The sequence below is a fragment of the Streptomyces aureus genome, from assembly GCF_000725495.1.
Lineage (GTDB): Bacteria > Actinomycetota > Actinomycetes > Streptomycetales > Streptomycetaceae > Streptomyces > Streptomyces aureus_B.
Window position 1 is genome coordinate 35,670 of the sequence record NZ_JNZD01000025.1, and the last position, 15,161, is coordinate 50,830.

12 protein-coding genes are annotated in these 15,161 nt (G+C 72.9%); 11 read left to right on the forward strand and 1 reads right to left on the reverse strand.

What is annotated here, in order from left to right:
* Window positions 1-97: 97 nt before the first annotated feature.
* Complete coding sequence (locus IO36_RS26905; RefSeq protein WP_037623569.1) at window positions 98-1,234, reverse strand: LLM class flavin-dependent oxidoreductase; 1,137 nt, start codon at window positions 1,232-1,234, stop codon at window positions 98-100.
* Between the two features lie 997 nt (window positions 1,235-2,231).
* Between IO36_RS26905 and IO36_RS26915 the strand changes: the two genes are divergently transcribed.
* The 11 genes from IO36_RS26915 (at window position 2,232) to ppdK (ending at window position 14,992) form a co-directional block, all read left to right on the forward strand.
* Window positions 2,232-3,506 (forward strand): acyl-CoA dehydrogenase family protein, encoded by a 1,275-nt coding sequence (locus IO36_RS26915; protein WP_037623571.1) that lies wholly within the window; start codon window positions 2,232-2,234, stop codon window positions 3,504-3,506.
* A gap of 58 nt (window positions 3,507-3,564) precedes the next feature.
* Window positions 3,565-4,023: an RrF2 family transcriptional regulator gene (locus tag IO36_RS26920; protein ID WP_037623572.1), complete on the forward strand. Its 459-nt coding sequence runs from the start codon at window positions 3,565-3,567 to the stop codon at window positions 4,021-4,023.
* A 202-nt stretch (window positions 4,024-4,225) separates the two neighbouring features.
* Window positions 4,226-5,014, forward strand: coding sequence for a GntR family transcriptional regulator (locus IO36_RS26925; RefSeq protein ID WP_037623573.1), 789 nt, complete (start codon window positions 4,226-4,228; stop codon window positions 5,012-5,014).
* Between the two features lie 42 nt (window positions 5,015-5,056).
* On the forward strand, window positions 5,057-5,284 hold the full coding sequence (locus IO36_RS26930; RefSeq protein ID WP_037623574.1) for a 4Fe-4S dicluster domain-containing protein: 228 nt from the start codon (window positions 5,057-5,059) through the stop codon (window positions 5,282-5,284).
* A gap of 15 nt (window positions 5,285-5,299) precedes the next feature.
* Window positions 5,300-6,643: an ABC transporter substrate-binding protein gene (locus IO36_RS26935; protein WP_037623575.1), complete on the forward strand. Its 1,344-nt coding sequence runs from the start codon at window positions 5,300-5,302 to the stop codon at window positions 6,641-6,643.
* Window positions 6,640-7,590 (forward strand): ABC transporter permease, encoded by a 951-nt coding sequence (locus IO36_RS26940; RefSeq protein ID WP_078943458.1) that lies wholly within the window; start codon window positions 6,640-6,642, stop codon window positions 7,588-7,590. The genes IO36_RS26935 and IO36_RS26940 overlap by 4 nt, the downstream gene beginning before the upstream one ends.
* Window positions 7,574-8,341, forward strand: coding sequence for an ABC transporter ATP-binding protein (locus tag IO36_RS26945; RefSeq protein ID WP_037623576.1), 768 nt, complete (start codon window positions 7,574-7,576; stop codon window positions 8,339-8,341). The genes IO36_RS26940 and IO36_RS26945 overlap by 17 nt, the downstream gene beginning before the upstream one ends.
* A 12-nt stretch (window positions 8,342-8,353) precedes the next feature.
* Window positions 8,354-11,125, forward strand: a complete 2,772-nt coding sequence (locus IO36_RS26950; RefSeq protein WP_037623577.1) for a fumarate reductase/succinate dehydrogenase flavoprotein subunit — start codon at window positions 8,354-8,356, stop codon at window positions 11,123-11,125.
* A 142-nt stretch (window positions 11,126-11,267) separates the two neighbouring features.
* Complete coding sequence (locus IO36_RS26955) at window positions 11,268-11,735, forward strand: Asp23/Gls24 family envelope stress response protein (protein ID WP_037623698.1); 468 nt, start codon at window positions 11,268-11,270, stop codon at window positions 11,733-11,735.
* Window positions 11,736-11,804: 69 nt separating this feature from the next.
* A complete protein-coding gene (locus IO36_RS26960) occupies window positions 11,805-12,125 on the forward strand; it encodes a DUF3040 domain-containing protein (protein ID WP_037623579.1) in 321 nt (106 codons plus the stop codon).
* Between the two features lie 182 nt (window positions 12,126-12,307).
* A complete protein-coding gene (gene ppdK / locus IO36_RS26965; RefSeq protein WP_037623581.1) occupies window positions 12,308-14,992 on the forward strand; it encodes a pyruvate, phosphate dikinase in 2,685 nt (894 codons plus the stop codon).
* Window positions 14,993-15,161 lie beyond the last annotated feature (169 nt).

Consider the following 15,161-nt stretch of genomic DNA (forward strand, 5'->3'; position numbering starts at 1 on the left):
CGTCTTCCGGACCACCGGGTCGGCCGGTGTCGTCTGCGCGCAATCGCGGAGTCCTCCTTCAACTCACCCGCAGTAAGAAGCAGTTGAACGTCGGCAATCAGGCACGCACCGCCGCGGGCTCCTGAGTCTCGCGCGCCGCTCGCTCGGCGTCGCGCTTGGCGACCTCCTCGCGGACGATCGGGATCACGTACCGGCCGAAGTCGATGGCGTCGTCCAGCAGGTCGTAGCCGCGGGCCGAGAGAATGTCGACACCCAAGTCGTAGTAGTCCAGCAGTGCCCGCGCGACCGTCTCCGGGGTTCCGACGAGCGCGTTGGAGTTGCCCGCGCCGCCGGTCGCGGCGGCCGTGGGGGTCCACAGGGCGCGGTCGTACCGCTCCCCCGCCTCCGCGATGGCGATCAGCCGCTGCGAGCCGGAGTTCTGGGGCCGGCCGTCGAGGCCGCGCCGCCGGTTGGGCAGCTCGCCCTTCTCCTTGCGGGCCCTGATCGCGCCGACCGTACGGTGGGCCTTCTCCCAGGCCAGTTCCTCGGTCGGGGCGATGATCGGCCGGAACGCCGCCTGGATGCGGGGGACGTCGGTCCGGCCCGCCGCCCGCGCGGCGGCCTTCACCGACTCGATCTGCTCGGCGGTCTTCTCCAGCGGTTCGCCCCACAGGCAGTAGATGTCGGCCTCGGCGCCCCCGGCGGCGTACGCGGCGGGCGAGGAGCCGCCGAACGAGACGCCGGGGCGGGGGAGCTGGACCGGGAAGACGTCGCTCACGAAGTCATGGAAGCGGTAGTGCTCCCCTTCGTGGTCGAACGGCTCATGGGTGGTCCAGATCTTCTTGACGACCCGGATGTACTCGCGTGTGCGGGCATAGCGTTCGTCCTTGGTCAGGGTGTCGCCCTCGCGGCCCTGCTCGTGGTCGTTGCCCCCGGTGATGAAGTGGACGGTGAGCCGGCCCTCGCTGATCTGGTCGAGGGTGGCGAAGGTCTTCGCGGCGAAGGTCGGGTAGGACACGTTGGGACGGTGGGCGAGCAGGATCTGGAGGCGGTCCAGCCGGCTGGCGATATAGGCGGCGGCCGGGGCGGGATCCGGCGATCCGGAACCGTAGGCGAACAGCACCCGGTCCCAGCCGTTGTCCTCGTGCGCCCGCGCGAGCCGGAGTGTGTACTCCTTGTCGAAGGCGGCGCCGGAGCGCGGGGTGGTCTCGGAGCCGTCATGGGTGGCGGCGATGCCAAGGAACTCGACGGGCATGGGAAATGGCCTTTCTGGGGTGCGGGTTTGGGGTGGCCGGTTCGGGTCGATCGGGGAGGGCGGGGACGAACTGGTGGGACGACCGACCGGCCCTCGGGGTGATCCGGGGATGCGTGGGGGCGGCTGTCCGGGTGACCCGCGCGGCCGTCGGCCCCGGGCAGGCTTCGACCACCGGCACGGCTTCGGCCGCGGACGACTTCGACCACCGGCACGGCTTCGGCCGCGGGCGCACAACCGCGCTCACTGACAGGGCGCAGGGGTGGGAAAGCACGGTTCGGGCCGTGTCGAAATCGCTCGGGGCCACGGCCCGCGGGACGGGATCGCTCGAGCCGAAGACGCTTGAGCTCGGCGTCCGTTCACCACACGGGAAGCAGCGGTGCCGCGGAGAAAGCAGTCCGCTCCCGGCGACCTCACCCGAGGAGTGACGGGCAGCCCGGACGGGCCGGCGTCAGGTCAGGCGCGACACGCGGCGGACCACACCCGACCGAAGTCGATGTGGTCGCGGGTGACCAGGCGCTGATCGGCGTTCATCCACCTCATTGAGCAGGACATCTGGCGTCCCGTCAACTGTGGCCCGCATGCCGGACCTCGGGCCGTGGCCGGTACGCGTCGGGTCGCCACGCGGTCCGCGCGCTCACCTCTCGCCATTTCCTATCGATTTACTAGGAAAGCATTGACCGGACGTCCGGCGAGTGCGCAGGATGATGTACATGCCCCCCACACAGCAGCGACTGGTTCGCCGTCGGCACGTCGACTTCGGTCGCGTCGCCAGCGCCGTCTGTTGTAGCGCGTAGGGCACCCGGCACCCACGTCGTACGCGTGCCGCCCCATCCCCCGTCCCGAGGCGACCGGGCGCGTCCGCCTCCGCCCCGCCGAGCGGGGGAGGCCCATCGGCGCCGGGTCGTCACCGTACGGCGTGCGGCCCCGCGTATGCGCCCTGCCCGGCACGAGACCCCCAACGCGGCACCTTGCCGCCGACCTTGAGGAAACCGACATCATGGGCGTAGCCACCGCGCCGTCCGGAGCCCCCTCCGGAGCCGAGCCGACCGGACCGCATGCGACGGGACTCGACCCGGAGGAAGCGAACCCGGCCGGACCGGACCACGCGCACTGGCTGCGCGCGGCCCGCGAGACGGCGGAGGACCTGGCCACGGACGCGGTCACCAGGGAGCAGGCGGGCAAGGCCCCGTTCGACGAGGTGTCCCGGCTGCGGGAGGCGGGACTGCTGACGCTCCTGGTGCCGGCCGACGCCGGAGGGGGCGGCGCCGACTGGACGACGGCGTACGCGGTCGTCCGGGAGATCTCCGGCGCCGACGGCGCGATCGGTCAACTGCTGGGCTGTCACTACTTCCTGTCCTGGAGCGCGCTGTCCCTCGCCGATTCCGCCCGCTCCACCGAGGCCGTGCGCCGCTCCGCGCGCAAGCCTCTCGTCTGGGGCGGCGGTCTCGCCCGCCAGGAACCGCCGCTGCGGCTGACCAGGAAGGCCGGCGGCTACGTCCTGGAGGGGCGGCAGAGTTACGCCACCGGGGTCCTGGTCGCCGACCGCCTCGCGGTCCGTGGCGAGCGGTCCGACACCGGCGAGCCCTTCGCCGTCGTCGTCGACGCGGCCCATCCCGGTGTGCGGATCGACGCGGACGCGGACGTCTTCGGCCAGCGGCTCGCGGGCGGCGGCAGCGTCGACTTCGACGTTGTACCGGTCGCCGCCGCCGGCGTCCTGGGCTCGCTGTCCGCGGACGAGGAGGTCCTCTCTCCCCGGACCGCCTTCACCTCGCCCGTCGGCCGTCTTCTCTCCGTCCAGATCCTTCTCGGCATCGCGGAGGGAGTGCTCACCGAGGTGCGCGAGTACAGCAGGGCGGGCCAGTCGCTCTGGCATCCCGCCTGGCCGGTCGGCTCGCCCTCGGACCCGCGGATCCTGACCCTGCACGGAGAACTCACCGTGCTCACCCGCTCCGCCGCGGCGCTCACCGAGCAGGCCGTCCAGGCGGTGCAGGGCGGACTGGCCCGCGGCGAGGACCTGAGCTACGAGGAGTACGCGGAGATCTCCGTCCTCGTGGCCATGGCCGAGGCCGCCGCGTCCAGGGCCGCGCAGGAGTCCACCACCCGCGCCCTGGACGTCATCGGCGCCCGCTCCGCGTCCTCCCGGCTCGGCTTCGACCGCTTCTGGCGCAACGCACGGACCCACACCCTCTACGAGCCCGTCGGGCACCGGCTCCGCGACGTCGGGGACTACTTCCTCAACGGGGCGCACCCTCCGTTCGTACTGCCCGTCTGAGCGGGACGGCGACGGGAGGGCGTGGATACCGGTCCGAGCCGTACGGGATAATGCGCGCATGCGGATTTCAGCCAGGGCGGACTACGCGGTACGTGCCGCACTGCAGCTCGCCGCGTCCCGGGACGAGGCACCCTTGAAGGCCGAGGCGATCGCCGACGCGCAGGAGATTCCGCACAAGTTCCTCGAGGGCATCCTGAACGACATGCGCCGGGGCGGTCTCGTCCTGAGCCAGCGCGGCGGCAACGGCGGCTACCGCCTGGCCAGGCCCGCCGCGTCCATCACCATCGCCGACGTCATCCGCACCGTGGACGGACCGCTGGTCTCGGTGCGCGGAGTCCGCCCTCCGGACCTCTCCTACACCGGTCCCGCCCAGTCGTTGCTCCCGCTGTGGATCGCGCTGCGGTCCAACGTGCGCGAGATCCTGGAGGGAGTCTCCCTCGCCGACGTGGCCTCCGCCCAACTCCCCGCCGACGTCAGCGCCTTGACCGACACCCCGGGGGCCTGGACCAACCCCTGAGGCCAGGTGCGCAGCAGCACCCAGCACCCAGGGTCCCGGCGTTACGCCCATCGTCCGACGACCCGCCCGCCCACCGCGTCACCGGCGCATCCAACCCCCTTCCCCCGGAAAACCCCAGCCCGGACAGTGATCTGACGCCCCATCAAGTGGCGCAACACCGCGGCAACACGGCCATCCCTATCGGATCGGTAGGGTTTCATCCGTGCCTTCCACCGACCGCATCCGTGACCACGCCGGCCAGGGCGCGACCACCGTCGCCGCCCACCGTGCGCGGCGGCGGCTGCGCGCGGACCGGGCCCGACAGCTCGCCGATCTCCTCCGCCGCCAGTTGCTGACCGGCGGTTTCCCCACGGACACCTTGCCGCACGAGTCGATCCTCGCCGGTGACTACGGAGCTTCGCGCAACACCGTCCGCGAAGCCCTCGACCTGCTGCGCGCCGAAGGTCTGGTCGACCGCCAGCCGGGCGTCGGCACCGTGGTCGTGGCACGGAAGTACCAGCACGGCCTCGACCGTCTGATGGGCCTCGCCGAAACCCTCCACGAACAGGGCCGGGTCACCAACGAGGTCCGCACCGCAGGTCCCGCGCCCGCCCCGGCGCCGGTCGCCGAACGGCTCCAGGTGCCGCCCGGCACCGACGTCCTCTACATCGAACGCCTGCGCCGCCTGGGCGGGCTCCCGCTGTCCCTCGACCTCACGTACGTCCCGCTGGACATCGGCACCGCCCTGCTCGGCGCCGACCTGGAGAACACCGACGTCTTCCGCCTCCTGGAGAGCATCACCGGCCGTCCCCTCGGGCACGCCGAGATCACTCTGGAGGCGGTGACCGCGGACGCCCACTCCGCCGCCGTCCTCGAGGCCCCGCGCGGCACGGCCGTCCTCATGCTGGAACGGCTCACGCATCTCGCCGACGGCCGCCCGGTCGACCTGGAGTTCATCCGGTTCCGCGGCGACCGCATCACGATGAGCGGCCTCCTGCACCGCTCCCACTGAACACCGCCCCCATTCCTCCGCTCGACCTTTCCGGAGACAGCCATGCCCTTGGCGCCCCAGCGGGCCGACGTGCCCGTGACCATCGACCAGTCGAAGTGCATCGACGGCTGCACGCTCTGTGTGGACATGTGCCCGCTGGACTCCCTCGCGATCGACGACAGCAGCGGCAAGGCCTACATGCACGTCGACGAGTGCTGGTACTGCGGCCCGTGCGCGGCCCGCTGTCCCACCGGAGCCGTCACGGTCAACATGCCCTATCTGCTCCGCTGAAAGGTCCGAACTCCCATGAAGCGCACAGCTCTTGCCGCGAGCCTCCTGCTGCTCCTCCCCCTGACGGCCTGCGGCGGCACGGCCGCGGCGGGAGGGGAGGGATCCACCGTCACCGTCACGGTCGGCTACCAGTCCAAGACCATCAACACCGTCACCGCCGGAACCCTGCTGCGCTCCCTCGGCCTGTTCGAGAAGGAGCTCGACGCCCTGCACGACGGGCACACCTACAAGGTCGAGTGGCAGGACTACGCGACCGGCGCCCCCATCACCGCCCAGATGACCGCAGGGAAGATCGACATCGGCTCGATGGGCGACTTCCCCCTCCTCATCAACGCGGCCCGGGGCAGGCAGCTCGGCCGCCCCACCCACCTCGTGTCGGTCACCGGGTACAACCTGCGCGGCGGCCTCAACACCATCGTCACCGCACCCGGTTCGCGCATCGCCTCGCTCGAGGGCCTGAAGGGCAAGAAGGTCTCGACGAGCATCGGATCCGCCGCCGACGGCACCCTCGTACGGGCCCTGCGACGTGCCGGTGTCGACCCCGACAAGGACGTCCGGAAACTCAACCAACAGCCGGCCGTGGGAGCGTCAGCCCTGTCCGCCGGGAGTGTCGACGCGCTGTCGCAGTTCGTCGCCTGGCCCGGTCTGCTCGCCTTCCAGGGCAAGGCGAAGGCCCTGTACGACGGCGCCGAGCTCGACCTGCCCACCTTCCACGGCGTCACCGCCCGCGAGGACTTCATCAAGAAGCGGCCCGCCGTCCTGGAAGCCTTCCTCAAGGCCCAGGCGAAGACCACCGACTATCTCGACGCCCACCCCGTGCCGGCCGCCGAGAAGGTCGCCGAGGCCACCGGACTGCCCGCCGAGGTCGTCTATCTGTACAACGGCGCCCACGGCATCGCCACCTTCGACCCGGCGGTCAAACCGCGGCTCGTCTCCGCGCTGAAACAGGACGTGTCGATCCTGCGGTCGGCGAAGCTCACCGGCGACGTGGACGTCGACGCCTTCGTGGACGACCGATACGTCAGGAAGGCCCTCGGACCCGGCTACGCCCGACGCCTCGCCGCGACTCCCCCACCGGCCGCGAGCGAGGTCTGGCCCAAGGGCGCCCGGAAGACCCGCACCTTCGCGTCGCCGACGGAACTGCTCGGCTATCTCGCCGGGCACAGGACCGGCATCCGCGCCGCCTACGTGCCCGACGCCACCACCGGCACCCTGTGGTTCGCCGACCGGGCGGTCTGGGTCGCCGACGGCGAGCGGCTGCTCCCCTTCGTCGCACCGGCGACCGCGAAGGCGTACACCGCCGGACACACCGGCGCCCGCGTCGTCACCTACGCCGACGCGCTGCGGCGGGCCTCATGACCCGGAACGCGCACGGGGCCGACCGGCTGCCGCCGCGCCGCCCCCGGCACGCCGGCCGGTTCGCACCGCGGTATCCGCGCCGCTACGGCCGCTTCGCCCTGCGCCTCGCGTCACTGGCGACCGCCCTCGGCGCCTGGCAGCTGCTGACGGGTCTCGACGTCGACCTGTGGCTGCGCTTCTCGCAGTTCCCGACGGTCGCCGACGTGGCGCGCGCCTTCGCCGACCGTCTGACGGGCCCCGACTACTGGACAGACCTCGGCGACAGTCTCACCCGCATCCTCAGCGGCTTCCTGCTCGCCGCCGTCCTGGGCGTGGCCACGGGCGTGCTCGTGGCCCGATCGCGCCTGGCCGAGGACCTGCTCGGACCGCTCGTGGAGGTGATCCGGCCGATCCCCGCCATCGCGCTCGTCCCCGTGGCGATCCTGCTGCTGCCCTCCGACGAACAGGGAATCGTCTTCATCACCTTCACCGCCGCCTTCTTCCCGGTGCTGGTCTCCACCCGTCACGCCGTCCGGGCGCTGACGCCGGTCTGGGAGGAGGCGGTCCGCACCATGGGCGCCGGCCGTCTGCGGATCCTCGGCTCGGTGGTCCTTCCGGGTGCGCTGCCCGGTATCTTCGGCGGCCTCTCGGTCGGCCTCGGCGTCTCCTGGATCTGCGTCATCTCCGCCGAGATGATCTCCGGACAGTACGGCGTCGGCTACCGCACCTGGCAGGACTACACGATCGTCAACTACCCGGGCGTGTTCGTGGGGATGGTCACCATCGGCGTCCTCGGCTGGATCACCTCCACCGCCGTGGAGATCCTCGGCCGGCGCCTGACCCGCTGGCTGCCCCGTACGTCGTACGTCCCCGGCGCACGGGCCCCGCGGCGGAAGCCCGGCGCCCCCACCGCCGTCCCGGCGGCACCGGCGACGGAGAAGGAGGTACCCCATGACCAGCTCGTCTGACGTCCTTCCGGCCTCGCGCACCGGAGCGCGGCTCACCCTGACCGACGCCGGCCTCGGCCACCCGGACGCTCCCGTGCTGCACGGGGTGGACCTGGACGTGGCCGGCGGCGAGATCCTCACCGTCGTCGGCCCCTCGGGCTGCGGCAAGTCGACCCTGCTGCGCACCCTCGCCGGGCTGCTGCCTCCGCTGGCCGGTGAGGCCGCCCAGGACACGGAGCCGCTGACCGGCCCCTCGGCAGACCGCGCCCTGGTCTTCCAGGAGGACGCCCTGCTGCCGTGGCGCAGCCTGCGCGCCAATGTCGAACTCCCCCTCGCCATCCAGGGGTTGTCGCGCACCGAACGTCGCAGCAAGGCCGAGTCCTGGCTCGCGCGGGTCGGACTCGCCGAGCAGGCACGCCAGTTGCCGCACCGGGTGTCCGGCGGCCAGCGCCAGCGCGCGCAGTTGGCCCGGGCCCTGGCACCGGCCCCGCGCGCCGTCCTCATGGACGAGCCGTTCGGGGCGCTCGACGCCCAGACGCGCGCCGGTATGCAGGAGCTGCTGGTCGACGTGTTGCGGGGCACGGGCGCGACCGTGGTGTTCGTGACCCACGACGTCGAGGAGGCCCTGTTCCTCGGCGACCGGGTGGCGCTGCTCGGCTCCGGCGGACTCTCCGCGCTGCACGACGTGCCGCGCCCCCGCGACCGTACGGCGCACGACGATCCGGCGCGCGTGGCCCTGCGCCGCACAGTCCTCTCCTCGCTCGGCACCTGAAAGGCACCCGCGGTGACCACTCCCGAAACCACCCCGCCCGTCGTTCCCGCCCTCGCCGACGCCGAGGAACTCGCCTGCGACGTCCTCGTGATCGGCGGCGGCACGGCCGGCACCATGGCGGCGCTGACGGCCGCCGAGCACGGTGCGCGGGTGATCCTGCTGGAGAAGGCCCACGTGCGGCACTCCGGCGCGCTCGCCATGGGCATGGACGGCGTCAACAACGCGGTCGTGCCCGGGCGCGCCGAACCCGACGACTACGTGGCCGAGATCACCCGGGCCAACGACGGCATCGTCGACCAGTCCACCGTCCGCCAGACCGCCACCCGGGGCTTCGCCATGGTGCGGCGGCTGGAGGCGTACGGGGTGAAGTTCGAGAAGGACGAGCACGGCGAGTACGCGGTCCGCCAGGTGCACCGCTCGGGCTCCTACGTGCTGCCCATGCCGGAGGGCAAGGACGTCAAGAAGGTCCTCTACCGGCAGCTGCGGCGGCGCGAGATGCGCGAACGGATCCGGATCGAGAACCGGGTCATGCCGGTGCGCGTCCTGACGGCCCACGGGCGGGCCGTGGGCGCGGCCGGGTTCAACACCCGCACCGGCCGGTTCGTGACGGTCCGCGCCGGTGCCGTGATCCTGGCGACCGGCGCCTGCGGCCGGCTCGGCCTGCCCGCCTCCGGCTATCTGTACGGCACGTACGAGAACCCGACCAACGCGGGCGACGGCTACGCGATGGCGTACCACGCGGGCGCCGAACTCACGGGTATCGAGTGCTTCCAGATCAATCCGCTGATCAAGGACTACAACGGTCCGGCCTGCGCCTACGTGGCGAACCCCTTCGGCGGCTACCAGGTCAACCGGCACGGTGAGCGGTTCGTCGACTCCGACTACTGGTCGGGGCAGATGATGGCCGAGTTCGCCGCCGAGGTGACCTCCGACCGCGGCCCGGTGTACCTGAAGCTGAGCCACCTCCCGGAGGAGTCGGTCGCCGCCCTGGAGTCCATCCTGCACTCGACGGAGCGCCCGACCCGGGGCACGTTCCACTCGGGCCGGGGACACGACTACCGGACGCACGACATCGAGATGCACATCTCCGAGATCGGTCTGTGCGGCGGCCACTCGGCCTCGGGGGTGCGGGTGGACGAGCACGCCCGTACGACCGTCCCGCGCCTGTACGCGGCGGGTGACCTGGCCTGCGTCCCGCACAACTACATGATCGGCGCCTTCGTGTTCGGCGACCTGGCGGGCGCCGACGCGGCCCAGTACACCTCGTACGAGGGCGAGTTGCCGGCGGACCAGCTGCGCGAGGCGCACGAGCTGGTCTACCGCCCCTACCGCAACCCGGACGGCCCGCCGCAGCCCCAGGTCGAGTACAAGCTGCGCCGCTTCGTGAACGACTACGTGGCCCCGCCGAAGTCGGGCGCCCGGCTGTCCCTCGCCCTGGAGGCGTTCGAGCGGATGCGCGCCGAGGTCGCGGCGATGGGTGCCCGCACCCCGCACGAGCTGATGCGCTGCGCCGAGGTCACCTTCATCCGCGACTGCGCGGAGATGGCCGCCCGGTCGTCGCTGGCCCGTACGGAGTCCCGCTGGGGCCTCTACCACGACCGGATCGACCATCCGGAGCGCGACGACACGTCCTGGTTCCACCACCTGGACCTGTACAAGTCGCCTTCCGGAGCTATGGAGTTCACGGCTCGTCCGGTGGCTCCGTATCTCGTCCCGGTGGAGGGGTTCGACCCGGTCGGCGGCCCCTCCCGGAGCCTCGGGGAGGTCCACGCCGAGCAGGTGGCGACGGCGGGAGCCCGGGAGGCCGCGCCGGTGGCCCCGTCGCCCCTGCACGCCGCGGCCACCCGCCGTGACACGGAGGCGAGCGCACCAGCCTCCCCGCGGCTGCTCCGGCTTCTCGCGCTCGCCGAGGAGGAGCCCGAACTCGCCTCCGTCCAGCCCTACTTGGCCGACGCCGATCCCGTCGTCCGCCGGACGGCGGTCACCGTCCTGACGGAGACCGTACCGCCCGGCGCCGGACCCGCCCTCGCCGGGGCACTCGTCGACGTCGACCCCTCGGTGCGCGAGGCCGCGGCGAACTCCTTGCGAGAGCTCGTCGAGACGCTCCCGGCCGAGCGGGCACTGCGTGAGGGCCTCACCGCGGGGCTGGCCGGGGACGACCCGGTCGTACGGGCCGCGGCCCTGGACGTGCTGCGCGCGCTGCGCCTGGGTGACGCCGATCTGTTCCGCGCCTCGCTGTCGGACTCCGGCATCGCCGTGCGCATCGAGGCCGTACGGGCGCTCGTGTCCGTCGACGCCACCGCGGACCTGGCCCGCGCCGCCGCGGACCCGTCCCGGGAGGTCCGGGTGACGATCGCCAGGTCGCTCGGCACCGCCTCGGGGCGACCCGGCGACACTGTGCCCTCCGGTTCCCGGCCGGACACGGCCCGTGCGGCCCTGACCGTGCTCCTCGACGATCCCGACGCGCTGGTGCGCGCCGCCGCCTACGAGGCGCTGGGCGGCACCGGCTGCCCGGCTCCGCTGGCCACCCGGGCGGTGGCCGCCCTGTCCGATCCGGCCTGGCAGGTCCGGGCGGGTTCCGCGACCGCCCTGTCGGCCGCGGACCCGGCACTGGCCGTGCCCGCGCTCGCCAAGGCCTTGGCCGACCCGAACGCGGACGTGCGCAAGGCCGCCGTCCTGGCGCTGGCCCGGCACCGCGCCGACGGGGAGGCCCGCGCCGCGCTGTCCCTGGCGACCGCCGACACGGACGCCGACGTACGGGCCTACGCGGCGCGCGCCCTGTGACAGCACCCTGACGCGAGCGCTGATCCCTTTGCCCCGGATCGCACGAATTGAGCCGTTCGTGTGACGATGGCTGGAGGGGCAGAGTCCGACCGTCCCCGTTGAGCCACGCGAGGTGTCCGCACGGAAGACCGAGGAGGTCCTGATGACGGACCTGACCACCCGCTCCGCGACCCCCACCAAGGCGACGGGCGAGACCCCGCGCCCCGGCACCGGCGATCCGGGCGGCAAGGGACGGACCACCATCGCGGACGGCGTGGTGGCCAAGATCGCGGCGGCGTCGGCGCGCGAGGTCCTCGGCGTCCACGGCCTCGGCACCGGCATGGCCCGGGCGCTCGGGTCCGTCCGCGACCGGGTGCCCGCCGGGCGCCCCGGGCAGACCCGTGGTGTGAGCGTCGAGGTCGGCGAACGGCAGACTGCCGTGGATCTCGATGTCGTCGTCGAATACGGCTACCCGATCACGGACGTCGTCGCGGACCTGCGCGTCGCCGTGATCGACGCCGTCGAGCGCATGACCGGCCTGGAGGTCGTCGAGGTGAACGTCGCCGTCGGGGACGTCCGTCTGCCGGACGAACCGGAGGAGGAGCCGCAGGAAGGCCCGCGGGTGACGTGACCCGCCGCTCCGGCGCCGGAGGCCCCTGTCCGCCGGCCGCCGTGGAAGACCCACAGGAGGTGCGTCGCCGTGGACGAGAGCGACCGGACGGACGGTGTCCGTCTCACAGCGCGCGAACGGGCCGCGCTCGCGGAGATCGAGGAGGGGCTGCGGCACCAGGACGAGGACCCCGCACCGGAGCCGAGGCGCAGGTCCGGCGGGCGTCGCCTCCCCCTCATGGTGGCCCTGATGTCGGTGTGTTCGGTGGTCCTCGCGGTGGTCGGCATCCGCACGTCGCAACCCGCGCTCCTGTGGTGCTTCGCGGTCATGTGGCCGCTGACCGTGCTGCAGCTCGTCAGGCTGCTGGGCCGCTGGATCAGATCCACGGGCCCGTTCACCCCTTGGTTCTGACCGGCCCGCCCCGGAGCCGGCACCGGGGCGGGTGAGCGGGCGGGGCACGGGGACGTCACCGGCGTCCCCGGGTGGGCCGACCGGCCCCAGGACGGGGCCCGACGGCCTCTGCTCGTCCGTCCCCGGGGGCCGGAGGCTGGACTCGCGATCCAGCCCACCGCCCGACAAAGGAGACCGGCGTCATGGTCCGCTTCGTGTACGACTTCGCAGAAGGCAGCCGTGATCTCGCCGGGCTGCTCGGCGGCAAGGGGGCCAACCTCGCCGAGATGACCCGGCTGGGGCTGCCGGTCCCGCCGGGATTCACCGTGACCACGGACGCCTGCCGGGCCTTTCTGGCCACCGGCACCGAGCCCGACGGTCTGATGCGGGAGGTCTCCGACCATCTGACGGCGCTGGAGCGGTCGGCCGGACGGCGGCTGGGGCAGCCCGACGACCCCCTGCTGCTCTCCGTGCGCTCGGGGGCCAGGTTCTCCATGCCCGGCATGATGGAGACGATCCTCGACGTCGGTCTCAACGACGAGTCGGTCCTCGGGCTGGCGAAGGTCTCCGGCAACGACCGCTTCGCCTGGGACTCCTACCGCCGTCTGGTGCAGATGTTCGGCAGCACGGTCATGGGCGTGGACGCCTCCCTGTTCGAGGGCGTCCTCGACGAGCTGAAACGGGCCCGCGGCGCGGCGACCGACCTGGACCTGGCCGCCGAGGACCTGGCCGGGCTCGTCGAGTCGTACCAGAACCTCGTCCGCCAGGAGACCGGTGAGTACTTCCCCCAGTCCCCCGCCGAACAGCTGCGGCAGGCGGTGCTCGCCGTCTTCGCGTCCTGGAACGGCGAACGCGCCCGGATCTACCGCCGTCGCGAGCACATCCCCGACGACCTGGGCACCGCGGTCACCGTGCAGACCATGGTCTTCGGCAACCTCGGCTCCGATTCCGGCAGCGGGGTCGCCTTCACCCGGGACCCGTCCACGGGGCGGCCAGGACTGTACGGCGACTACCTCGCGAACGCGCAGGGCGAAGACGTGGTGGCGGGCATCCGCAACACGGTCTCCCTGGCGGCCCTCGCGGAGCTGGACCCGGTGTCGTACGACCACCTCCGCTCCCACATGAGCACGCTGGAGACGCACTACCGGGACCTGTGCGACATCGAGTTCACGATCGAGCGCGGCCGGCTGTGGATGCTGCAGACCCGGGTCGGCAAGCGGACCGCCGCGGCGGCGTTCGCCATCGCCGCGCAGCTGGCCGACGAGGGACTGATCGGCCCGGACGAGGGGCTGACCCGGGTCACCGGGGAGGGCCTGGCCCGGCTGATGTTCCCCCGGTTCGACACCGCGGCCGTCGGCGAGGCCCTCGCGCACGGGCTGCCGGCCTCTCCGGGCGCGGCCGTGGGCGCCGCTGTGTTCGACTCCGCCGAGGCGGTACGCCGGGCCGCGGCGGGCGAGAGGGTCGTCCTGGTGCGCCAGGAGACCACCCCGGACGATCTGCCCGGCATGATCGCGGCGCAGGCGGTGCTGACCAGCCGCGGCGGGAAGACCAGTCACGCCGCCGTCGTCGCCCGGGGCATGGGCCGGGTGTGCGTGTGCGGGGCCGAGGAGATCGCGGTGGACACCGGGGCGCGCCGGTTCACCGTGGGGTCCACGGTCGTCGAGGAGGGCACGGTCGTCTCCGTGGACGGCTCGGAGGGTGCGGTGTACCTGGGTGCCGCCCCGCTCGTCGACTCCGCGGTGATGCGGTACTTCGAGACGGGCGAGCGCTCCGACGCGCTGGTCGGGGCCGTCGCGGACGCCATGGAGCGGGCCGACGGCGCCCGGCGCCTGGAGGTGCGGGCGAACGCCGACACGCCCGAGGACGCGGCCCGGGCCCGGCGGTTCGGAGCGCAGGGCGTGGGGCTGTGCCGCACCGAGCACATGTTCCTCGGGGAGCGCCGCAAGCTGGTCGAGGCGATGATCCTGGCCGGTGACGAGACCGAGCGCGAGCGGGCCCTCGGCGCCCTGCTGCCCCTCCAGCGGCGGGACTTCAGCGGCATCCTGGAGGCGATGGACGGGCTGCCGGTCACCATCCGGCTCATCGACCCGCCCCTGCACGAGTTCCTGCCCGACCGCACCGAACTCGCCGTGCGGATCGCCGCCGCCGAGGCCCGGGGCGAGCGGCCGGACCCGCACGACACCGATCTGCTCGGCGCGGTGAACCGGATGCACGAGGAGAATCCGATGCTCGGGCTGCGTGGCGTCCGTCTGGGACTGGTCGTTCCGGGGCTGGTCGCCATGCAGGTGCGGGCGATCGCCGAGGCGGTCGTCGAGCGCACCCGCGCCGGGGGCGACCCCCGGGCCGAGATCATGGTGCCGCTGGTGGGAGCCGTCGAGGAACTGCGCATCGAGCGGGCCGAGGTGGAGCGCGTCCTGGCTGAGGTGTCCGAGGAGTCCGGCATCGCCGTGCGGCTTCCGGTCGGCACCATGATCGAGCTGCCGCGGGCCGCGCTCACGGCCGGGCGCATCGCCGAGGAGGCCGAGTTCTTCTCCTTCGGCACCAACGACCTCACCCAGACCACCTGGGGCTTCTCCCGCGACGACGTCGAGGCCGCGTTCTTCTCCACCTACCTCGACAAGGGCATCTTCGCCACCTCGCCTTTCGAGAGCCTCGACCGCGACGGGGTGGGCCGGCTGGTCCGCATCGCCGTGGACGAGGGCCGCGCCACGCGTCCCGATCTGAAGATCGGCGTGTGCGGCGAACACGGCGGGGACCCCGAGTCCGTGCACTTCTTCCACGCGGCGGGCCTGGACTACGTGTCCTGCTCCCCGTTCCGCGTCCCCGTGGCCCGCCTGGAGGCCGGCCGCGCGGCACTGACCGGGACGGAGCCGAGCGACAGCAGGTGAACGGGGCGCTCGCGCGGGGCCCGGGTCGACAGCCCCGGGCCCCTGGCCTCAGTCGGCCCGCCCCGACCGGCCCCCGGAGGCACCCGACGTCAACGGGCTGACCCGGCCCCGTACTTCGGGGCCGTTCGGCCCCCGGTGAGGACCCATCGGGACCTGATCACCGGTGCCG

What these genes read in the sequence shown, in the direction of transcription:
- IO36_RS26905 (WP_037623569.1), bottom strand. Translation starts at nt 1,234, where the DNA reads ATGCCCGTCGAGTTCCTTGGCATCGCCGCCACCCATGACGGCTCCGAG.
- IO36_RS26955 (WP_037623698.1), top strand. Translation starts at nt 11,268, where the DNA reads ATGACGGACCTGACCACCCGCTCCGCGACCCCCACCAAGGCGACGGGC.
- IO36_RS26915 (WP_037623571.1), top strand. Translation starts at nt 2,232, where the DNA reads ATGGGCGTAGCCACCGCGCCGTCCGGAGCCCCCTCCGGAGCCGAGCCG.
- ppdK (WP_037623581.1), top strand. Translation starts at nt 12,308, where the DNA reads ATGGTCCGCTTCGTGTACGACTTCGCAGAAGGCAGCCGTGATCTCGCC.
- IO36_RS26935 (WP_037623575.1), top strand. Translation starts at nt 5,300, where the DNA reads ATGAAGCGCACAGCTCTTGCCGCGAGCCTCCTGCTGCTCCTCCCCCTG.
- IO36_RS26945 (WP_037623576.1), top strand. Translation starts at nt 7,574, where the DNA reads ATGACCAGCTCGTCTGACGTCCTTCCGGCCTCGCGCACCGGAGCGCGG.
- IO36_RS26920 (WP_037623572.1), top strand. Translation starts at nt 3,565, where the DNA reads ATGCGGATTTCAGCCAGGGCGGACTACGCGGTACGTGCCGCACTGCAG.
- IO36_RS26940 (WP_078943458.1), top strand. Translation starts at nt 6,640, where the DNA reads ATGACCCGGAACGCGCACGGGGCCGACCGGCTGCCGCCGCGCCGCCCC.
- IO36_RS26930 (WP_037623574.1), top strand. Translation starts at nt 5,057, where the DNA reads ATGCCCTTGGCGCCCCAGCGGGCCGACGTGCCCGTGACCATCGACCAG.